We start from the raw sequence: 21,533 nt of genomic DNA on the forward strand, positions 1-21,533 counted from the left end.
TTCCCGACGCGCCCAGGTGACCGGGCGCGTCGGGAAGAATTTAGCGGAGGCCAAAAAGCATGACTCTCACCAACCGGGACATCGTCGAGCTGACCGAGTGGCGGCGCAAGCTGCACCAGCAGCCGGAAATCTCGAACGAGGAGGAAAAGACGGCGAAAGCCGTCGTCGACTTCCTCGCCGATACCAATCCCGACAAGGTGCTGACCGGATTGGGCGGACATGGTGTCGCAGCGGTCTATGACAGCGGCAAAAACGGACCAACCGTCCTGTTTCGTTCGGAACTCGACGCCTTGCCCATCGAAGAACTGTCCGGCGTGCCGCATGCCTCGCAAGTGCCCGGCAAGTCGCATATGTGCGGCCATGACGGACACACCGCGATCCTGGCGGCGCTGGGCCGCCAGTTGGGGCGCGAGCGGCCCGCCAGCGGTCGCGTCGTGCTGATGTTCCAGCCGGCGGAGGAAACCGGCAATGGCGCCGCCGGCGTCGTCGCCGATCCCCGCTTCGGCGAGATCGCGCCCGATTTCGCCTTCTCGCTGCACAATCTGCCCGGCGTGCCGTTCGGCGAGGTGCGGCTCAAGCCCGGCGTGGTCAACTGTGCCTCGCGCGGCATGCGCATCGTGCTGGAGGGCAAGACCGCGCATTCCTCCATGCCCGAGACCGGAATCTCGCCGATGCCGGCGATCAGCGAACTGATGCCTGCCCTGCCCGCGCTCGGGCGCGGAACTTTCGCCGACGACGATTTCGCCATGGTCACCGTCACCCACGCCGAGATGGGCGAAGCCGTGTTCGGCATCGCGCCGGCCCACGCCGAAGTCTGGGCGACGCTGCGCACCCGGCGCGACGAGCGCATGGCGGATCTGTGCGCCGCCGCGCAAGCGCTGGTCACGAAGATCGCCGGCCAGCATCGCCTGTCCGCAAGCTGGGATTATCACGAGATCTTCGTCGCCAGCGTCAACGCGCCCGACGCGGTGGGGCATCTCCAGCGAGCCCTTCAGGAAGAAGGCGTCGCGCACTCGGAGGAAGCCCTGCCGATGCGCGCCTCGGAGGATTTCGGCCTGTTCGGCCACAGCGCGACGTCGGCCATGTTCTTCCTTGGCGCCGGCGAACGCCACCCTGCCCTGCACAATCCCGACTATGATTTCCCCGACGATTTGATCCCGATCGGCTCGAGGATCTTCATGCGCACGGCGCGCAATTTGCTGGGGTGAGAGCTGCCAAATGGCCGATCGGGGCGAGCCAGAACGCTGGGCTGTGGCGGAACGGACTTCGCTAAACGTCGAGAACGACCATCATTCCACGGACCTCGGCCATCTCGAGCAGCAGGTCCTGCAGGCGGTCCTCGGTCACCGTTTCGCCGGTTCGCTCCAGCAATTCCTCAATGCTTTCCTTCATTGAAAGGGCGGCAACCCCGGTTTTTTCGGAGAGCAGCCGCCCAATAGCAGCGCGGATCAGGGCATTCTGGTCAGGCATGATCCCCCTTTCATGCTGGGGTGGCGGCATGAGTTTTCTTCAATGCATGCTTCCGCCGCAACTTCTGCGAGCTTCAGCTTACGCTTGCAAGTCGTTTTGAGGGACTGATATTCACTATTTGGCGAATAGTTGCCCACGGACTACACCAGAGGCGCAACTCCTCGTTGCCGAATCCGGACCTCGCCGCTCCAGAAGGCACCTGACGCGCCGTCTCTATTAGAGGTTGCATCGGTCAGCCGCTTTTTGCCAATCGGGATATGCAACCGCGGCATCGTGCCTGACCCGCGCCAGGACCACCGTCAATCGCAATTGGCCCTTGCCGAAGCCGGCGGCCTCGCTCATCCATGCCTGGAAACGATCGCCAGGGGCCAGAAGATGACCGATGCCAGCTTTCACATCGTCGAAGCGACGATCGAACAGTTGCGGCGCGCACTCGACGACGGCACGGTGAGCAGCGTCGAACTTGTCGGTGCTTATCTCAGGCGCATCGCGCACTTCGACCGGCACGGCATCAGCCTCAATGCGGTGCCGGTTCTCAATCCTGAGATGTTCGAGGAAGCCGCGGCTTCGGACCGGCGCCGCAGTCAGAACAAGACGTTCGGCCCGCTCGATGGCATCCCCTACACCGCCAAGGACAGTTACAAAGTGTCCGGCTTGACTGTTGCCGCCGGCTCGCCGGCCTTCGAGCATCTCATCGCCAACGAGGACGTCTTCACCGTCGCCCGGCTGCGCGCCGGCGGCGCGGTGCTGATCGGCCTCACCAACATGCCGCCCATGGCCAATGGCGGCATGCAGCGCGGAGTCTATGGCCGCGCCGAAAGCCCCTACAATGCCGATTATCTGACCGCCGCCTTCGCGTCCGGCTCCTCGAATGGCTCGGGCACCGCGACAGCGGCGAGCTTCTGCGCTTTCGGGCTTGGCGAAGAAACCTGGTCGTCCGGCCGTGCGCCGGCCACCAACAACGCGCTGGTCGCCTATACGCCCTCGCGCGGTGTCATTTCGGTGCGCGGCAACTGGCCCCTGGTGCCGACCATGGATGTCGTCGTGCCGCACACGCGCAGCGTGCCCGACACGCTCGAATTGCTGGATGTGATCGTCGCCGACGATCCCGAGACGCGGGGCGATTTTTGGCGCGCGCAGCCCTGGGTCGCACTGCCGAAGAGTTCCGAAATTCGGCCGCCGCGCTACACCGATCTGACACTTGCAGGGTCGCTGCAAGGCGTGCGGCTTGGCGTGCCCAGAATGTATATCGGCCGCGACAGCGGCGCCGACCGGCCGATCGAAACCCGCGCCTCGGTGCTTGATCTCTGGGAGCAGGCGGCGGCGGATCTGAGACGGCTTGGAGCCGAAGTGTTGGAGGTCGATTTCCCTGTCGTCTCCAACTATGAGCGCGATCGCCCCGGCGCGCGCACCATGGTCGACCGCGCTCTGGTGCCGCCGGACTTCGCCGATCGCGAGATCTGGCACCTCTGCATCTCAGCCTGGGATGATTTTTTGCGCGCGAACGATGATCTGAACATTCCCGATCTCGTTTCGGTCGACGGCCCGAAAATCTTTCCGCAGCCACCGGGCACGCTGCCCGACCGTTATGAAGGCGGTTTCGACTTGGCACAGTATGTCGAGCGCGCGAAATCAGGCGTCACGCCGTTCCGGGCCATTCCGACGATGGAGGACGGGCTGAAAGGGCTGGAAGCGACGCGGCGGCTCGATTTCGAGGACTGGCTGGACGCGAACAGGCTTGATGCTGTCGTGCTGCCTGCCGTCGCCGATGTCGGGCCCGCCGATGCCGACATCACTGAGGCCTCCGCGGCGCTTGCCTGGCGCAACGGCACCTGGGTCGCCAACGGCAATCTGGTGTGGCGGCATTTCGGCATCCCGACCGTTACCGTGCCGATGGGCACCATGGCCGACATCGGCATGCCGGTCGGCCTGACCTTCGCCGGCAAGGCCTATGACGATGAAAGGCTGTTGCGCATAGCCGGCGATTACGAGCGCTCCACGCAGCGCCGCACCCAGCCGCCGCGCACGCCGGAACTGGCAGACGATGTGTTTTCGCGCCGGGCCAATCAAGCCGGCAATGGCAAGGCGCCTACGCTCGCGATCAAGCTTGCGGCCGAGACGCGCGACAGCGGCGATCAGGACGAGATCGTCATCACGCTCGACCTCCCCGTCGACGCAACCGAGACGGAGCACGCCAGCATCAAGGTGCACGTCAACGGAGAGGCCGTCGCGATGCGCCGAGCCGGCGCGCGTCTGACCGGCCGGGCGTTTGTCCCGGCCGCGGAGCATCAACGGATCCACAGCGTCTGGCGCGGCCCCTACGGCTCGATCGTCACGGCGGTGATGCGGCTGCGGGATGGACGCAGCGCGGGCGCCTATGTGGTCACCGGCGGTATTGGATGATGGTGAGCGCGCGCGGCCAATTTCGCGCCGGGCTATGTGAACCTGCGAAATTATGAGGAGCCAGCCATGATCAAGGTCAAACAACTCGCCCATGTCTGCATCTTCGCCAATGATCTGGACGAGACACGGCGCTTCTACGAGGATGTCCTGGGCATTGATATCCAGTTCAATTTCCTGCGCGACGGAAAGATTTTCGGTTTCTACCTTAATTGCGGCGGCCGCAGCCATATCGAGGTTTTTCACAAAGAGGGCGCGCGGTTCGGTGAGACGAACCAGATCAACCATTTCTGCCTGGAGGTGGAGGATATCGACGCCGCGATCAGGCATATCGCGTCCAGGGGCGTGGAGGTCACCGCGAAAAAGCTCGCCTGCGACGACACCTATCAGGCTTGGCTGCGCGACCCCGACGGCGTGAAGATCGAACTGTTCGAATACACCGGCAAGAGCGCGCAATTCACAGGCGGCGATCGCGTCGCCGATTGGTAGGCTGTCGCGGTTTCAGTGGGCAGCTACCCCCGCGCGGCCCAGAGCAAACCACGCTCGACGATGACAGCCATTTCCGGCATCGCGAACTCATCCGCCGTGTGTCCGAGCGAACTGTAGAAGACCTTGCCTGCGCCATATCTTCGCTTCCAGACAACCGGCATGTCGACGCCGCCGATGCCCGGGAAATGCTCGTCGGTGAAGGTGGTCGTCGCCAGCACCTCGTTGCTCGGGTCGACATGCATGTAGTACTGCTCCGACCGGTAGGCGAAGTCGCCAATGCCTCTCGTGATCGGATCGTCCGGTTTGGTGATGACCACGCGATAGTCGATGATGTCGCCGGGATGCGCGACCCATTGGCCGCCGGTCATGAACTGATAGTCCGGCTCGTTGCGGAAACTGTCGCCCATCGTGCCGTGGAAACCGCCGAGTCCCGTTCCCTGTCGAACCGCGCGCGTCAGATTCTGCAGCTCGGACTTTTCGATCTTCGACATGGTGATGACGGGCACGATGAGATCGAATGAGTTCAGCTCCGGATCGGCAAACATCCCCGTGCCCTCGCCGAGCGTGACCGTGTATCCATTGCGCTCCAGCATGTCGCGCACCACAGTGGCGCTGCGCTGGGGCGTATGGCCTTCCCACCCACCCCAGGCAATCAAGGCCTTCTTTGCCATGCAGTGAACCTCCTGAACTGTCCGCAGCAGCGATGGTTACACGGCTCGGCTGTCAGCGCCAACCCAGCGCCGGCGCGACATGGGTCAGGATCGCCTCGATGGCATGGGCGTTGTAGTCGACGCCGAGTTGGTTGGGCACGGTGAGCAGCAGCGTGTCGGCCTCGGCGATCGCCTCGTCCTCGGCCAACTCCTTGATCAGCACGTCCGGCTCGGCGGCATAGCTGCGCCCGAAGATCGCCCGCGTGTTTTCCTCGATGAAGCCGATCTGGTCGCGGCCCTCATTGCCGCGCCCGAAATAGGCGCGGTCCCGGTCGTCGACCAGCGCGAAAATGCTGCGGCTGACCGAGACGCGCGGTTCGCGTTCATGGCCGGCCGCCTTCCAGGCCTCGCGATAGATCCGGATCTGCTCGGCCTGCTGGATATGGAAGGGCTTGCCGCTTTCGTCGAATTTGAGGGTCGAGCTCTGCAAATTCATGCCCAGCTTCGCCGCCCACTCCGAAGTGGCGTTGGTGGCGGCACCCCACCAGATGCGCTCGCGCAGGCCTTCAGAATGCGGCTCCAGGCGCAGCAAGCCGGGCGGGTTGGGAAACATCGGCCGCGGATTGGGCTGGGCGAAGCCCTCGCCGCGCAGCGTGTCGAGGAAGACCTCGGCGTGATGCCGCGCCATGTCGGCGTCGCTTTTGCCTTCCTGCGGCGCGTAGCCGAAATAGCGCCAGCCATCGATCACCTGTTCGGGCGAGCCCCGGCTGATGCCGAGCTGCAGGCGCCCGCCTGCGATGATGTCGGCGGCACCCGCGTCCTCCGCCATGTAGAGCGGATTCTCGTAGCGCATGTCGATGACCGCCGTGCCGATCTCGATGTGGCTGGTCTTGGCGCCGACCGCCGCCAGCAGCGGAAATGGCGAGGCGAGCTGTCGGGCAAAATGGTGGACGCGGAAATACGCGCCGTCAGCGCCGAGTTGCTCGGCCGCGACGGCGAGATCAATGGATTGCAACAGCGCGTCCGACGCCGAGCGCACCTGCGATTGCGACGAGGGCGTCCAGTGCCCGAATGACAGGAAACCGATTTTTTTCATGGCCCTGACGTATATACCGGCGACACGTGCTTCAATGCCAAAAGAGCAGGGTTACACACCGTCGCCCCTGCGTGACACCAAAAGTGTGCCTTACCGAAAGTTTGAATGCCGTGGAGGGTGGGATGCTCAGGGGAATCCGCATCGTCGAGATCGAGGCGTTGGGGCCGGCGCCCTTTGCCGGCATGCTGCTCGCCGATCTCGGCGCCGACGTGATCGTCGTCCACCGCAAGCATGCATCCGTGCCGGGCCTTCCCGAGCGCTCGCTGCTCGATCGCGGCAAGCGCTCTATCGCGCTCGACCTCAGGGATGCCGGGGACGTTGCCGTGCTGATGCGCTTGATCGCCACCGCCGACGGCCTGATCGAGGGCTTCCGGCCGGGCGTGATGGAGCGTCTCGGGCTTGGTCCAGATGTGTGTCTGGCCGCCAACCCTCGCCTGGCCTATGGCCGCATGACCGGCTGGGGGCAGGAAGGCCCGCTCGCCCGCACCGCCGGCCACGACATGAACTATACCGGCGTGTCGGGCGCACTCTGGTATGCTTCCCTGCCGGGCGAGCCGCCAATGGCGCCGCCGACGCTGGTCGGCGACATAGGCGGCGGCGCGCTCTATCTGGTGATCGGCATGCTGGCCGCCATCATGAACGCCCGCGCCTGTGGCGAAGGCACGGTCGTCGACGCGGCGATCGTCGACGGCTCGGCCCACATGATGAATCTTTTGATGTCCCTCGCACAATCCGGCGTGCTTGCCGCCGAGCGTGGCCGGAGTCTTCTGGACGGACCGCATTGGTGCCGCGTGTACCGCACGGCAGATGGCGGCTTCATCAGCGTCCAGTGCGTCGAGCCGAAATTCTATGCGCTGTTCCTCGACAGGCTTAGCCTGGGCGGCGATCCGCAGTTCGCCGCTCAGTTCGACCGCGGCCTCTGGCCTGAGCTCGGCAGCCGGCTGAAGCGATCTTTGCCGAAAAATCCCGAGACGAGTGGATGAAATTGTTCGAGGGACGGATGCCTGCGTCGGGCCTGTGCTCAGCCCGCATGAGGCGGCGCTGCATCCGCACATGGCCGCACGCGGCTCCTGGTTGGTCGAGAATGGCGCCCTCCAAGCTGCCTCTGCCCCCCGTTTTTCCAAACGGACGGCAAAGGCACCGGCGAAAAAGTCCGGCACGCGACGAACATGGTGCGGAGATTCGTGCCGAACTTGCGGATCCAACCGCAAGTCGTTGAAAAGGCAGCTTTCGGCTACCCGCCTTTGGCTGAGGAAATCGCCGGCTGGCCTGCGCCCGGCTCGGACCGAAGACGATATCGTGGCGGCACTTGCGGCAGTCGTGGGCGGCATACTTGAAAAGCATCTCGTATACGAGTATACGAGATGCTTTCATTGGGAGGAGGCTGCGCTCCATGTCCTTCAACTCGACTCGCGTCCAGACACCAATGGATGCCGTGGTCATCGGCGGCGGCATCGCCGGCTGCACGCTCGCCTATGAACTGGCCCGCCACGGTCTCAAGACGACGATCCTCGAGCAGAGCATGATCGCCGCCGAGTCCTCAGGACGAAACACCGGCACCTTGCTCACCGGCCCGCAGAAAGAGGTCGTCGAACTGCTGGACGCCAGCGTCGCGATCTATGCCGAGCTTGCCGACGGACCCGTTCCCTTCGAATTCGCCGCCATCGCACATCTGCTGATTTCCGAAGACGAGGCGAGTTTCGAGGCGGCTGCCGCCGTGGCCGACCGCTACAGGGAAGCCGGCGTGGCGATGGAAAAGATCACGGGCAAGGAACTGGCGCGCGACCACCCGCGTGTCGGCTTCAACGTGGCAGGCGCCTATTCCGCCGGCCGTGCATGGACGCTGGAACCCATGGGCGCGACACATGCCTTCGCCCACGCCGCCCGTGAGGCCGGCGCGACGATCCGTACTGGCCTGCGCGTCGCCCAGATCTTCTCCAGTGGCGGCAAGGTCCAGGGTATCTTGACCGACCAGGGGATCGTTCCCGCCGATCTCGTCTTCATCGCTAACGGATTGTGGATGTCGGACCTTCTGCGCCGCACCGTCGGCGACGGACCGCTGCCCGGCCTGCCCTTCACCGCCGGCCGCGGCTGGTTGGTCCAGTTGGGAAAACTCGACTTCGAGCTGCCCTGGATCGTCGAGGAATTGACCTGGCCGGATCAGGAAGAGCTCGGCCGGCGCATGAGGCTCGACGGCCTTGCCGATGTCGCCGCGCAGCGCGACGACCAGCCGGCGGTGGAAGCCATCTGCCTCAACCCCATGGGCGGCGGCGATGCCAGGCTTGGCGCCTCCGTCCAGCCGGCCTTCCGCGATCTCGTCCGCAACACCGACATGGCGAGCCGGATCGCCAGCCGCACGCTGCGCATGCTGCCGGGCCTCGGCGCGCCGCAGGTCAGGAACGTCTATCCCGGCAACCGCCCGATGCTGTCCGATGGCTTGCCGGTCGCTGGCAGGACGGCCGTCGAGGGCCTGTTCGTGCATGGCGGCATGGGTTCCATCGGCATGCATGCCGCCCCCGCCACCGCGCGCTGGCTGGTTGACGCCGTGTTTTCCGGCAATGGCAGCCCAGCCCAGACATGGCTGCGGCCGGACCGCTTTCCCGGATGGGAAGCGTCATGAGCCTGCTTGCGGAGCGGTCGGCCCGCTATTTTCCGCAATGGTGATCGTTGATTTTGTTCAGCGCATTCGCATCCGGCCCCACCCGGTGGTAGGAACAGGCGCCGGCGGCCGTCGTGACAAGCTGCCGGTCATAGTAGCGCGGGCTGCCGAACAGTATGTCGATAATATCGCCGTCAGCGGGAACATAGCGTACGGGTTCGCCCTGGTGGTGGCGGTGCCTGGCCCCGGCGGACGCCGAAGAGACGATGCCGCAGCCCATCACAAGGGCGAGAGCGCAGATCGCGAAGCGTTTCGTCGTCATCGACAACACCTTCCTGGCCAACCGGATTTCATCTTATATCCAAAATCGCCGGATAAAGAAAAGTTCCTGAGAACGGGCGCCGGTTGATTTGCAGCCGGCGTGCATGAGCGGCAGCCTGGGAACCGGCGGCGCAGGCCGGCTCGCCTGACAACCGACAAAAGCCTTAGTCGGTCTGGATCCATACCGACTTGGTCTCCAGATACTCGTGCAGATGTTCGATGCCGCCCTCGCGGCCGTAGCCCGACATTTTCATGCCGCCGAACGGCACGGCGGGGTCGATGGCGTGGTACATGTTGACCCAGACCGAACCCGCCTTGACGCGGCGGGCGAGCTTCTGTGCGGTTCCGAGATGGCTGGTGAAGATGCCGGCGGCCAGCCCATAGGGCGTCGCATTGGCGCGGGCGACGGCTTCGTCAAGCGTATCGAAGGGCATTGCCGAGATAACCGGCCCGAAGATCTCTTCGCGCGCTATGGTCATCGTGTCGGACACCGCGCCGAAGACGGTTGGGGCGATGAAATTGCCGCCGTCATAGAGACCGCCGGTCAGGCGCGATCCGCCGGCGACCAGTTCCGCGCCCTCCTCGCTGCCGGCCTTGATGTAGCCCTCCACCTTGCCGGCCTGCCTGGCATTGATAAGCGGCCCTATTTCGGTTTCGGCCTCGATGCCGTGGCCGATGCGCAGCCTGCCGGCGAAATCGGCGAGCCGGCGCACGAACTCGTCATGGATTTCGCGTGCCACGAACAGTCGCGAACCGGCGATGCAGACCTGGCCCGAATGCACGAAGACGGCCATCGCCGCGATCGGAACGGCCTTGTCGATATCGGCGTCGCGGCACACGATGAACGGCGACTTGCCGCCGAGCTCCAACGAAACGCGCTTGAGATTGGCCACACCCGCCCGGGCGATGACCTGGCCGGTGAGCGTCGAGCCGGTGAAGACGATCTTGTTGACGTCGGGATGTTCGGCCAGCCGCGCGCCGGCTTCGGCCCCGGTTCCGGTGACGATGTTGACGACCCCGTCGGGAACGCCCGCTTCCTGCATCAGCCGCGCGATCAAGAGCGGCGTCAGCGACGCATCTTCCGAGGGCTTCAGCACGATGGTGCAGCCGGTGGCGAGGGCCGGCGCGATCTTCCAGATCGAGGCGGCGGTCGGCGCGTTCCAGGGAATGATGGCGCCGACCACGCCCACCGGTTCGCGCCTTGTGAAGGTGACGATCTCGCCCGGGATCGAATTGTCGATTGATTCGCCATGCAGCACGGTCGCCATCCCGGCATAGAAGCGCAGCATGCCGATGACGCGGCGCCGGTTGGCGAGCGTGCGCGTGATCGGCAGGCCCATGTCGAGCGTGTCGGAGACGCAGAGCTCCTCCCAGTTCTTCTCGAAGAGATCGGCAATCCTGAGCAGCACGCACTGCCGCTCGTAAGGAGAAAATCCCGACCACGGGCCTTCGAAAGCGGTGCGCGCAGCCGCCACCGCCGCGTCGATGTCGGCGACGCCTCCGCGAGGTACCGTCGCCAACACCTGCCCTGTCGCCGGGTTCAGCGCTGCATCTCCTGTCCGGACTGCGCCGCGACCCACTTGCCGCCGATGAACATCGGCCGGAATTCGCCATGGTAGAGCGTCGCGGCCTTCGCCCTCGGGTCGAAGTTCAGCGTCATCTTCTCCTCCTCGCAATTCCGCCGCGACTATTACTCCGGCGCCGGCACACCTCAAGCAGGAAGCCGACAAGTCGTCGGAACGATCGGACGGAGACCCCGTTTGCACGCTCCCGGATATCGTCCGCCTCACCCGCTGCAGGCGAAGCGGTAGCCCTCCAGCGCCTGCTGAACCGCGGCCACCAACACCGCCTCCGGATCGAGCGGCTGCCCGGCGAAGCGGTCGAGCGCAGGCAGATGCTGATGGAACAGCGTCACCGGCACGGCCTTGCCTGACAAGGCGGCCGTCAATCGCTGGACAGCTTCCATCGCCTCCTGATGGTTCCAGTAGTAACGTATGCGGTCCGACAGCGAATAGTGCCGCTGCACGCGCTGTTGCGCCGCAGAGCCGTGGTAGTGGCTGTGCCAGTCCTTGGCATCGGCCGTCATCAGCGCTTCCATGGTCTGATAAAGCGGGCGCGCGCCGTAGTCAGGCAACAGGTCGGAGGCGATCAGGTCCAGCCCATAGAGCGCTTGGCGCAGTTCGAAAGTCAGCTGCGGCCCCACCTTGAGGATGGCAAAGCCGTCCTCGACCAGTTCGCGTAGGGCCGCTTGCGTCTGATAGTCGGTGGAATGGGCTTCGTAGACCAGGCCCGCTTCCTGGTCGAGCAATTCGCGCAGATGCAGCGCCTTGGCGCGATCGTAGAAGACCACGTTCTCGTTGCCGAACTCCACGCCCGGCTGCACCACCACGGCGATGACCCGCGAGAAGGCGTCTGCGAGGCCGTTCTCGTGGAAGATCTGCCGATGCACCGCCAGTGTGTGCTGGACCGCGGACAGGCTTGTGGGGCTGATTTCGCCGATGAGATGATCCGCTCCGCCCGGCGGCGGAACCTCGGTGCCGATCACGTAGAGTGGCCGGTCGGTCCCGCTGGCGGCGTCCTCGGCCTTGCGCGCCAGGCGGGCGGCGCGCCTGGCAATCGTAGCGTCATCCAGCGCCGCCGGCTCGCCCGCGCATCCCATGGAGGCATCGAGATGGATCTTGCGGAAACCGGCCCGGACATAGGCGGACACCATGTCCTCGGCCTTCGCCATGGCCGCGCCGGCATCTTCCTTTCGCCATGGATTGGGACCGAGATGATCCCCGCCGAAGATGACCCGCTCGGGCGCAAGGCCTTCGGAGCCGGCAATAGCGGTCACCGCCGCGACGAAGTCGGCGGGCTGCATGCCGGTATAGCCGCCGAACTGGTTGACCTGGTTGCAGGTCGCCTCGATCAGCAGCGGCCGCGAGAACAGCGCGGCGTCGCGCACTGCGGCCCGGATCACGACCGGATGGGACGAGCAGACGGAGGTGATGCCTTCCGCCGCGCCCCGCCGCCGGGAATTTGCAAGTTTCAGCAATGGATCGGTCACGGGCGTCGCCTCGGCGTGTTGGCAATGAACAGATCGAGTTCAGCGCGCGTACCGGCTCCTTCCATCGGGCCTTGCCGCGTGACGTTGCGCGCGCCTGCCGCATTCGCGTAATCGAGCGCGGTCACGGCAGGCATGCCGAGCCTGCGGCAGGCGATGTAGGCGCCGCCAAAACAGTCGCCCGCGCCGGTCGGATCGATCTCCTCGACCAGGAAGCCGGGCGACTCGACGCGGCTGCCGTCGGCGCCGAACAGGGACGCGCCCAACGCGCCCCGCTTGACGACGACCTCGCCGGCGCCGCGGGCAAACAGCGAGGCGAGCGCGTCGGCTTCATTGTCGTTGCCCGAAGCGGTGTGGAGTTCCTCACCCGACGGCAGGATCAGATCCGCAATGTCGAGAAGCCGTGCGAAGCGCTCGCGCGTCTGGCCATGGCCGAGCAGTTCCTTGCGAAGATTGGGATCGAGCGAGATGCTTCCGCCACGTCCCTTGACCACATCGATGGCATGGTCGAGCACCTCCCAAATGACGGGAATGCTGAGTGCGGTGCCCATGACGTGCAAATGGCCCGAACGCGCCAGCAGCGCCCTGGCCTCAGGGGTCAAGCCGACCCGCGCCGCGGCCGATTTGCCGATATTGTAGACGAAGTCGCGCGAACCGTCCTCACGGTAGCGCACGAAGGCGCTGCCCGTCGGATAGTCTGGGCTGACGGCGATGGCCGAGACATCCGCACCGTCCCGGCGCAGGCGCTCGACATTGATCCGGCCGAAATCATCATCGCCGACGCAGGCGATGATGCCGGCCCGCCCGCCAAGCCTGGCGCATTGGTCGACGAAGATCGCCGGCGCCCCACTCGGATAGGGTCCGGTCAGCGCGATGGGCTCGAGAAAGCCGTTGCCACGGCTGGTGGCCATGATCTCCACCAGGATCTCGCCCACGGTGACGGTCGGCCCGAGTCCATCGGGCGCCAGTGTCTTCAATAAGGATTTGCTTGGCATGGCGAAGGCCCGGTGTGAAAGGCAAGGGAAATGCGGATTCCAAAAACGGATAGAGCGGTTCCGCGATTCTATCAAACGTTGGACGGCCCTGGCTCCGGCCTTCCAAACGCCCCGGGCGTCGGCGTCGTCACGATGACGGCGTCGCCGGCCTGAAGCACCGTCTGGTCGCAGGCTTTCAGCACCTCGACCGTGCCGTCCTTGCGGCGCACCTTGGTCGAGCCGGCCTCGCCATCGCCACCGCCGTCCAGCCCTTGCGGCGGCCGGTTGCGATGCGAGGACAGGATGGCGCATTCCATCTTCTCCAGGAAGCGGATGGTGCGCTTCGTGCCGTCGCCGGCATTCCACCTGCCCTTGCCGCCGGAGCCCTCGCGGATGTGGAAATCCTCCAGCATCACCGGAAAGCGCAGCTCCAGTATTTCGGGGTCGGTAAGGCGCGAATTGGTCATATGGGTGTGAACGCCCGACGTGCCGGCAAAGCCGCGGCCGGAATTCATCTGGCCGGCGGGCGAACCGGAACAGATCGTTTCGTAATACTGGTACTTGCTGTTGCCGAAGGTCAAATTGTTCATGGTGCCTTGCGCATTGGCCATGGCGCCCATGGCGCCGAACAGGGCGTTGGTGACGTGCTGCGAGGTCTCGACATTGCCCGCGACGACGGCGGCGGGATAAGCGGGTTTCAGCATCGAGCCATCCGGGATGATGATGTTGATGGGCCTCAGGCAACCGGCATTCATCGGGATCATGTCCTCGACCATGACGCGGAAGGCATAGAGGACCGCGGCCCGGGCGACAGGCTCTGGCGCGTTGAAATTGTTCTTCATCATCGGCGACGTGCCGGTGAAGTCGACCGTCGCCTCACGCTTTTGCCGGTCGACCGATATCTTCACCTTGATCACCTGGCCGGTGTCGGTGGGATATTCATAGGCCGATGTATCCGGCAACCGCTCGATCACGCGCCGCACGCTTTCGGCCGCATTGTCCTGCACATGGCCCATATAGGCCTCGACGACATCGAGCCCGAAATGCGCCACCATCTTGCGCAGCTCCGCCACGCCCTTTTCGTTGGCAGCGAGTTGCGCCTTGAGATCGGCGATATTCTGGTGCGGATTGCGGGCCGGATAGCGGTGATCGGTGAGCAGCGTCTGCAGCTCATTCTCGCGGAACTTTCCGCGATCGACGATACGGAAATTGTCGAACAGCACGCCTTCCTCGTCGACCGTGGTGGCAAGTGGCGTCATCGAGCCCGGCGCGGTACCGCCGATATCTGCGTGGTGGCCGCGCGAGGCCACCCAGAAGAGGATCTTGGGCGATTGGCCAATCTCCCCTCTTGTGGGGGAAATCGGCCGCTCTTCCTCGAAAACCGGCGTTACCACCGTGATATCGGGCAGATGCGTGCCGCCATTATAGGGGGCATTGAGGGCAAAGACGTCGCCGGGATGAATGTCGCCGGAATTCAGCCGGATGATGGTCTCGACCGAGCGGTCCATCGAGCCCAGATGCACCGGCATATGCGGCGCGTTGGCGACCAGCGCGCCGTTCCGGTCGAAAACGGCGCAGGAGAAATCCAGCCTTTCCTTGATGTTGACGGAATAGGCGGTGTTCTGCAGCGTCACGCCCATCTGCTCGGCGATCGACATGAACAAATTGTTGAACACTTCCAGCATCACCGGATCGGCCTCGGTGCCAAGTGCCGCCTGCCGGCGTTTCTTGCTGGTACGCCGCATCAACACATGGTTCCTGGCCGTGATCTCGGCCTGCCAGCCCGGCTCGACGACGATAGTCTGGTTGGGCTCGATGATCAGTGCGGGGCCAGCGACCCGATCGGACGGCCGCAACGCCTCGCGCCGACAGACGTCGGCTTCGTGCCATTTTCCTTCCGTATAGATCCGCCGGACCTCCTCGGCCCTGGCTTTTGATGGCTGCCCCGCCTGCGCATAGACTTCGGTATTCTGCTCGCCGCCCGCCTCCGTCCCCTCGACGCTCACAGCTTCGACGATCATCGGCTTGTCCTCATAGACGAAACCGAATTGCGCCTTGTGGGCAGCCTCGAAATCGACCCTCGCCCGCAACATCGAGCCATGGTCGAAATGCACCGGAAGTGCGGTGTCGGTGCCGTCATAACGGATCTGCAACGCCGGTCTGGCGGTCACCGCGTCCTCGGCGATGCCTTGTGCGGCGAGTTCCGCGACAACGGCGGTTTGCAAGGCCGCGATCAGGCCTTCGATTGCCGGCCTCGATTCTTCCGCGAGCGGTGCAAGCAAGGCCTGCTGGCGTGAGGCAAAGACCGAAGACAGGCCGATGCCGTAGGCCGACAGCAAGCCGGAAAACGGATGGATCAGCACCGCCTCCATGCCGAGTGCGTCGGCGACCAGGCAGGCGTGCTGGCCGCCTGCGCCGCCAAAACAGTTCAGAAGATATTCGGTGACGTCGTAGCCGCGCTGCACCGAGATCTTCTTGATGGCGTTGGCCATGTTTTCCACCGCGATTGTGACGAACCCTTCGGCCACCGCTTCGGCCGAGCGGCCGTCGCCGATTTTAGCGGCGAGCGCGGTGAATTTCTGGCGCACGATCTCCGCGTCGAGCGGCTCGTTCTGGCCGGGGCCGAAGATGGCCGGGAAAAAATCCGGCTGCAGCTTGCCGAGCATGACGTTGGCGTCGGTGACGGCGAGCGGGCCGCCGCGCCTGTAGGCGGCGGGGCCTGGATTGGCGCCGGCGGAGTCCGGGCCGGTGCGAAAGCGGCCTGCTTCGTAGTGCAGGACCGAGCCGCCGCCGGCCGCGACGGTGTGGATGCGCATCATCGGCGCGCGCACGCGCACGCCTGCGACCTCGGTATCGAAGGCGCGCTCATATTCGCCGTCATAATGGGCGACATCGGTGGAGGTGCCGCCCATGTCGAAACCGATCACCTTTTCGAAGCCGGCGAGCCTGGCCGTCTCGACCATGCCGACGACCCCGCCGGCCGGGCCAGACAGCAGCGCATCCTTGCCCTGGAACAGGTCCGCGGCGGTGAGCCCGCCAGAAGACATCATGAACATCAGGCGGGGATTTTCCCTTCCCCTCGAGGGGAGAGTGGCGGCGAAGCTGCCGGGTCGGGTCGGGTCGACGGGGTTCGACGTCTTGGTGGTGCCTTCTGCGGCGATCCCCTCTGCCGGCTTCGCCGACATCTCCCCCTCGAGGGGGAGAGAACGCCGAGTTCCTGGCCTACCCTTTGCACATATCTCGACAGGATCGGAGACAGATAGGCGTCGACCACGGTGGTGTCCCCGCGGCCGACCAGCTTGATCAGCGGCGACACCTCGTGGCTGACCGAAACCTGGCCGAAACCGAGCTTGCGGCAGACCTTTGCGACGGCCTTTTCGTGATCGGGATATTTCCAGGCGTGCATGAAGACAATGGCGACCGCATCAATGCCGTCCGCCTTTGCCTGTTCGATTGCCGGGCGACAGGCAGCGATGTCGAGCAGCCGTTCGACGCAGCCGTCGGCAAGCACGCGTTCGTTGACCTCGATGACGCGCTCGTAGAGCTGTTCTGGGAGGACGATCTCCTTGGCGAAGATGTCAGGCCGCGCCTGATAGGCGATCCTCAACGAATCGCGAAATCCCTTGGTGATGAGCAAAAGCACGCGGTCGCCTTTGCGCTCCAGCAGCGCGTTGGTGGCGACCGTGGTGCCCATCTTTAGGTCGCCTATCAGCCCGGCGGGGATAGGCTCGCCGGGGCGCAGCCCGAGAAGGTCGCGAATGCCCTGGATGGCTGCGTCGGCATAGGCCTCGGGATTTTCGGACAGAAGCTTGCGCGGATGCAGGCCGCCCTCGGGATCACGGCCGATAACATCGGTGAACGTGCCGCCGCGGTCGATCCAGAAATCCCATTTTTGTTGCATTCCGACACCCTCTTTATCGCGAGTATGGCAGCAAAGTCATACTCTTTGATACCCGAGTTCGCGCCGGAACAAGTCGTCGCGCCATCGCCTCTTCGATGACGGTGGCTTTGGATGTCTGAGGCCCTGGCAAGGCACGCGCCTCCGCAGCGCGCCGGCCGGAGCCGTGAGCGCGGCCGGCTGGCTCGCCGGCCGCTATCTGGATCCAGGATGGAAAAATGCGGGATAGGCCCGAACTTGCCTGAAGGCGGGGGCCCTTCCGTCAATCGACCAATGCGGCAACCACCGAGACGCAGTCGCCGGCCTTGACCAGGCCGGGGAAGTGCCGCGCCGCCAACATGCCCGACATTTTTGCCCGGATCTCTTGAGGGGCGATGCCGGTTCGGCCGGTGGAATGGATGCGTGCCAGCACCGCGCCCTTCTCGACGGGCTCGCCGAGATCGACCATCGTCTCGACCATGCCGTCTTCCTCCGCGAAGGCAAAGCAATCGCCGGACGGCATGTCGAGCCATTGGGTTGGCGTCTTTTCGACCTCACCGGCAACGATGCCGGCATGCCTCAGCACGTTGAGCATGCCGCGCCGGGCGATCCGCACCGTCTCGGCTCTCGACGTGCCTCCACCGCCGAGCTCGGTCGTGACGAACACCTTGCCCATGTCCTCGGCGGCGGTATCGTACATGCCGACGGCATCGATCTCGATCATGCGCATCGAGAACGGCGCCGCGAAGGCTTCGACCGCCGCGAAGGCCCTTTGTTCCAGGGCCTTGTCCGGCAGCGCATGGGCGGCGCAGAACGGCACGAAGTCCAGCGTCTTGCCGCCGGAATGGAAGTCGAACACGATATCCGCGCGGGGAAGCAGCTCCCGCTGGAAATAATCGGCGATCTTTTCCGTCACCGTACCGTCTGGCCGGCCTGGAAAGCTGCGGTTCATGTTGCCCTTGTCGATCGGCGAGGTGCGCGTGCCGGCGCGGAAGGCCGGATAGTTCATCGCCGGCACGATGATGACCGTGCCGCTGACTTGGGCGGGATCGAGCGTGCGCGCCAGATCATAGAGCGCCAGCGGCCCTTCATATTCGTCGCCATGATTGCCGCCGGTCAGAAGGGCCGTCGGCCCCTTGCCGTTGCGCAGGACGCAGATCGGGATCATCACCGAGCCCCACGCCGAATCGTCGCGGCTGTAGGGCAGGCGCAGGAAACCGTGCTGTGCGCCGTCGCGATCGAAATCGACCGAGGGCGAGACCGGCGACGGACGAAGGTCGGACATCGGTTTCAATTCTTCACCACCAGCTTGCGCGGCACATTGGCCAGGCACTCGACGCCCGTCTCAGTGATCAGGATGGATTCGGTGATTTCCAGCCCCATCGTCTCCAGCCACAGGCCGGTCATAAAATGGAAGGTCATGCCGGGCTTCAGCTCGGTGCGGTCTCCGGGGCGCAGGCTCATCGTGCGTTCGCCCCAGTCCGGCGGATAGGAAAGGCCGATCGGATAGCCGGTGCGGTTGTCCTTGACGATGCCATATTTCTTCAACACCGCGAAGAAGGCGTTGGCGATGTCTTCGCACGTGTTGCCGGGCTTGGCTGCCGCGAGCCCCGCGTCCATGCCTTCGAGCGTCGCCTTCTCCGCATCGAGGAATTCCTGTGTCGGCTTGCCGAGGAACACTGTTCGCGACAACGGGCAGTGGTACCTGTTGTAGCACCCGGCGATTTCGAAAAACGTGCCCTCGCCCGACTTCATCGGCTTGTCATCCCAGGTCAGGTGCGGCGCCGAGGCGTCGGCGCCCGACGGCAGCAGCGGCACGATCGCTGGATAGTCGCCGCCGATGCCGTCGACGCCACGCGTGCCGGCATCATAGATCTCGGCGACGAGATCGCATTTGCGCATGCCGACCTCTATCTTGTCGACGATGCGCTGGTGCATCGCCTCGACGATGCGGGCGGCCTTGCGCATAAAGTCGATCTCGGTCGGGCTCTTCACCGCGCGCTGCCAGTTGACCAGCGCGGTGGCGTCGACGAAACGGGCATTGGGCAGGTGCTTCTGCAAAGAGGCGAAGGCGGCGGCCGAGAACCAGTAATTGTCCATCTCGACGCCGACGGTCAGCTTGCCCCAGCCGCGATCGGCAAGCACGCTCGACAGGAAATCCATCGGATGGCGCTCGGTCGACTGCACATAGTGATCGGCATAGCCGACGATGTTGTCATGCGCGAGATAGGCGGTGCGCTTGGCGCCGTTGGCGTCCTGGCCGCGGCCATACCAGACCGGCTCGCCCGACGGCGGCACGATGACGGCCTGATGCACGTAGAAGGACCAGCCGTCATAGCCGGTGAGCCAGGCCATGTTGGAGGGGTCGCTGACAATAAGCAGATCGACGCCTTTCACCGCCATGGCTTTCCGCGTCTTGGCGAGGCGATCCGCATACTCGCTTCGCGAGAATTTCAAGTTCGGTTGCATTTTGTTGGTCCTCGTTTGTTGGGCCCTGGAACCCGCTTCAACTTCCGTTGAACCTGGCTCCAGGTAATTTTTTGTTTGAGCATGATCTCCTCGGAAAACCGGTTTCCACTTTTCCGGATCATGCTCTTGCGGCCAGCATCAACTTTCAAAAATGGTTCCGGCTTTCGCAACCCGGGCCCGGTCACGGGCTAGCGTGGCGATCGCGGTGTCCTGCACGCCGGTGCCGGTCAGGTCGGCGATGGTGATGTCGTCCGCCGCGCGCCGGCCATGCCGTTCGCCGGCGATGATCTGGCCGAGTTCGGCCACCTCCGCGTCCGCCGCCATCACGCCGGCGGAGATGGCATGGTGCAATTCACCGAGCCGGCGCGTCTGCCTTGCGCTGTCGGCGACATAGAGATCGGCCATGCGCAGGATTGCCGGTGCGATCTCGTTCTTGTGCTCGGCGTCCGAGCCCATGGCGGTGATGTGCTGGCCGGCCGAGACGAAGCCGGCCTTGATCAATGGTTCTGTCGAGGGCGTGGTGGTGACGATGATGTCGGCGCCGGCGGCCGCCTTGGCCGCATCCGGTTCTGCGCGCACCACGATGCCCAGTTTTTCGCTCAAGGCGCCGGCCGCGGCTTGCGCCTTGGCCGCGTCGCGCGCCCAGATGCGAGCTTCTTCGATCGGCCGCACCAGGCGCAGCGCCTCGAGCTGCAATCCGGCCTGCACGCCGGCGCCGAAGATCGCGGCAATGGATGAATCCGGCCGCGACAGATGTTTTGCGGCGACCGCCCCGGCGGCTGCGGTGCGGACGTCGGTGAGATAGCCATTGTCGAGCAGCAACGCCTCGACCAGACCGGTTTTTGCCGACAGCAGCACCATCATGCCGTTGACGCTGGGCAGGCCGAGCTTGGGATTGTCGAAGAAGCCGGGGCTGATCTTAATGGCGAAGCCGTCGATGCCAGGCACATAGGCGGTCTTCACGTCGACCTCGCCGCGATGCTCGGGGATGTCGAGCCGCAGGATCGGCGGCATCGCCACCGGCAGGGTAGCGAGCGCCCGGAAGGCGTTTTCGACGCAGGCGACGGCGTCGAGATCGAGAGCTACGATCTCGCGTAGTTCTTTCTCGGTAAGGATGGTCATCCGGTTCATCAGGCGCGCTCCGCAACTACTTCGCCGCAAACGATCTTTCTGTGCAGGCTCATATCGATATTACGACCGGAAAGCAGAACGACCACCGGTCCGTTTGGCTTCACCTTGCCGGCAAGCAGCGCAGCGATACCGACCGCGCCGGCGCCCTCTACGACCTCGCGCTCCTGTTCATAGGCATGGCGGATGCCGGCGGCGATCTCGTCTTCGGAAAGCAGCACGACGTCGTCGAGCAGGTCTCGGCACATGGAAAAGGTCAGCCGGTTGTCGAGGCCGATGCCGCCGCCGAGCGAATCCGCCAGTGTCGGCAGTTCCTCCACCTGCACCGGGCGCCCTGCATCGAGGCTGGTTTTCATCGCCGCGCCGCGCGCCATCGAGATGCCGACGACCTTTGTGCTCGGCCTGACGCCCTTGACCGCTGCGGCAATCCCGGAAGCCAACCCGCCGCCGGAGAGCTGCACCAGCACCAGAGCGGCGTCAGGAACCTGCTCCATGATCTCCAGCCCGAGCGTGCCCTGCCCGGCGATGATGTCGGGATGGTCGAAGGGTGGCAGCATCACCAGACCCTCTTGCCCCACCAGCCGCCCGACCTCCTGCTGCGCGTCGTCCTGGCTGTCGCCGACAATCCGGATTTCCGCGCCGAGGCAGCGAATGGCATCGAGCTTGTTCCGAGGCACCAGCCGCGACATGCAGACAACCGCGCGCATGCCTTCGAGCCTGGCGGCATGGGCGAGTGCGCGGCCGTGATTGCCGGTCGAGGCCGCGACAACACCGCGTGCCCGCTGCTCGGCATTGAGCGAAGCAATGGCGTTCGAGGCGCCACGCAGCTTAAAGCTGCCCGTGGTCTGGCGGTGCTCCAGCTTAAGGTGAACGGGAAGGCCGAGCCGCTCCGACAGGCTCTCGGACGGCACGACCGGTGTCGGCTCGACCTTGCCGGTGATGCGTTGGCGCGCGGCGCGGATGTCTGAAAGGGCGACGGCGTGCGTCATGGGTCGCTCGTGCATGCAGGACATG

The 21,533-nt window shown here is 64.8% G+C and carries 15 protein-coding genes and 2 pseudogenes; 5 read left to right on the forward strand and 12 right to left on the reverse strand.

Features of this window, described 5'->3' with window-relative positions:
• The first annotated feature begins 59 nt into the window (after positions 1 to 59).
• Positions 60 to 1,208, forward strand: coding sequence for an amidohydrolase (locus ACIU1A_RS16740; RefSeq protein WP_404927808.1), 1,149 nt, complete (start codon positions 60 to 62; stop codon positions 1,206 to 1,208).
• A 61-nt stretch (positions 1,209 to 1,269) separates the two neighbouring features.
• On the opposite strand, the gene ACIU1A_RS16745 is transcribed toward ACIU1A_RS16740, so the two are convergent.
• The gene (locus tag ACIU1A_RS16745; protein WP_404927809.1) at positions 1,270 to 1,470 is read right to left on the reverse strand and encodes a hypothetical protein; all 201 of its coding nucleotides are present in this window, start codon (positions 1,468 to 1,470) and stop codon (positions 1,270 to 1,272) included.
• Positions 1,471 to 1,845: 375 nt separating this feature from the next.
• Between ACIU1A_RS16745 and ACIU1A_RS16750 the strand changes: the two genes are divergently transcribed.
• The gene (locus tag ACIU1A_RS16750) at positions 1,846 to 3,873 is read left to right on the forward strand and encodes an amidase (RefSeq protein ID WP_404927938.1); all 2,028 of its coding nucleotides are present in this window, start codon (positions 1,846 to 1,848) and stop codon (positions 3,871 to 3,873) included.
• Between the two features lie 66 nt (positions 3,874 to 3,939).
• Positions 3,940 to 4,359: a VOC family protein gene (locus ACIU1A_RS16755; protein ID WP_404927810.1), complete on the forward strand. Its 420-nt coding sequence runs from the start codon at positions 3,940 to 3,942 to the stop codon at positions 4,357 to 4,359.
• Positions 4,360 to 4,382: 23 nt separating this feature from the next.
• Here ACIU1A_RS16755 and ACIU1A_RS16760 read toward each other — a convergent pair whose 3' ends face one another.
• Positions 4,383 to 5,030 (reverse strand): ThuA domain-containing protein, encoded by a 648-nt coding sequence (locus ACIU1A_RS16760; RefSeq protein ID WP_404927811.1) that lies wholly within the window; start codon positions 5,028 to 5,030, stop codon positions 4,383 to 4,385.
• Between the two features lie 52 nt (positions 5,031 to 5,082).
• Positions 5,083 to 6,105 carry an LLM class flavin-dependent oxidoreductase gene (locus ACIU1A_RS16765; protein ID WP_140622805.1) on the reverse strand — a complete coding sequence of 341 codons (1,023 nt, stop codon included), beginning with the start codon at positions 6,103 to 6,105 and terminating at the stop codon, positions 5,083 to 5,085.
• Between the two features lie 122 nt (positions 6,106 to 6,227).
• Between ACIU1A_RS16765 and ACIU1A_RS16770 the strand changes: the two genes are divergently transcribed.
• Positions 6,228 to 7,088 (forward strand): CaiB/BaiF CoA transferase family protein, encoded by an 861-nt coding sequence (locus ACIU1A_RS16770; RefSeq protein WP_404927812.1) that lies wholly within the window; start codon positions 6,228 to 6,230, stop codon positions 7,086 to 7,088.
• A gap of 410 nt (positions 7,089 to 7,498) precedes the next feature.
• Complete coding sequence (locus tag ACIU1A_RS16775; RefSeq protein ID WP_404927814.1) at positions 7,499 to 8,725, forward strand: NAD(P)/FAD-dependent oxidoreductase; 1,227 nt, start codon at positions 7,499 to 7,501, stop codon at positions 8,723 to 8,725.
• A gap of 25 nt (positions 8,726 to 8,750) precedes the next feature.
• On the opposite strand, the gene ACIU1A_RS16780 is transcribed toward ACIU1A_RS16775, so the two are convergent.
• The 9 genes and pseudogenes from ACIU1A_RS16780 to eutB form a co-directional block, all read right to left on the reverse strand.
• Complete coding sequence (locus tag ACIU1A_RS16780; protein ID WP_404927815.1) at positions 8,751 to 9,026, reverse strand: hypothetical protein; 276 nt, start codon at positions 9,024 to 9,026, stop codon at positions 8,751 to 8,753.
• 163 nt (positions 9,027 to 9,189) lie between these two features.
• A pseudogene (locus tag ACIU1A_RS16785) lies at positions 9,190 to 10,685 on the reverse strand (aldehyde dehydrogenase family protein).
• Between the two features lie 126 nt (positions 10,686 to 10,811).
• Positions 10,812 to 12,074, reverse strand: a complete 1,263-nt coding sequence (locus tag ACIU1A_RS16790) for a D-tagatose-bisphosphate aldolase, class II, non-catalytic subunit (RefSeq protein WP_140663526.1) — start codon at positions 12,072 to 12,074, stop codon at positions 10,812 to 10,814.
• On the reverse strand, positions 12,071 to 13,066 hold the full coding sequence (locus ACIU1A_RS16795) for a sugar kinase (RefSeq protein WP_404927816.1): 996 nt from the start codon (positions 13,064 to 13,066) through the stop codon (positions 12,071 to 12,073). The genes ACIU1A_RS16790 and ACIU1A_RS16795 overlap by 4 nt, the downstream gene beginning before the upstream one ends.
• A gap of 71 nt (positions 13,067 to 13,137) precedes the next feature.
• Positions 13,138 to 16,946: pseudogene (locus ACIU1A_RS16800) on the reverse strand (hydantoinase B/oxoprolinase family protein).
• 259 nt (positions 16,947 to 17,205) lie between these two features.
• Entirely contained in the window at positions 17,206 to 18,207 is a 1,002-nt protein-coding gene (doeB, locus tag ACIU1A_RS16805; RefSeq protein WP_140879077.1) for a N(2)-acetyl-L-2,4-diaminobutanoate deacetylase DoeB, read from the reverse strand.
• Between the two features lie 5 nt (positions 18,208 to 18,212).
• Positions 18,213 to 19,391: an ectoine hydrolase DoeA gene (doeA, locus tag ACIU1A_RS16810; RefSeq protein ID WP_140556274.1), complete on the reverse strand. Its 1,179-nt coding sequence runs from the start codon at positions 19,389 to 19,391 to the stop codon at positions 18,213 to 18,215.
• A gap of 138 nt (positions 19,392 to 19,529) precedes the next feature.
• Entirely contained in the window at positions 19,530 to 20,522 is a 993-nt protein-coding gene (eutC, locus tag ACIU1A_RS16815; RefSeq protein ID WP_140674408.1) for an ectoine utilization protein EutC, read from the reverse strand.
• On the reverse strand, positions 20,522 to 21,508 hold the full coding sequence (gene eutB / locus ACIU1A_RS16820; RefSeq protein WP_404927818.1) for a hydroxyectoine utilization dehydratase EutB: 987 nt from the start codon (positions 21,506 to 21,508) through the stop codon (positions 20,522 to 20,524). Before eutB ends, eutC begins: the two co-directional genes overlap by 1 nt.
• Positions 21,509 to 21,533: the final 25 nt, after the last annotated feature.

Source organism: Mesorhizobium maamorense, assembly GCF_044998965.1.
Taxonomy (GTDB): Bacteria; Pseudomonadota; Alphaproteobacteria; order Rhizobiales; family Rhizobiaceae; genus Mesorhizobium.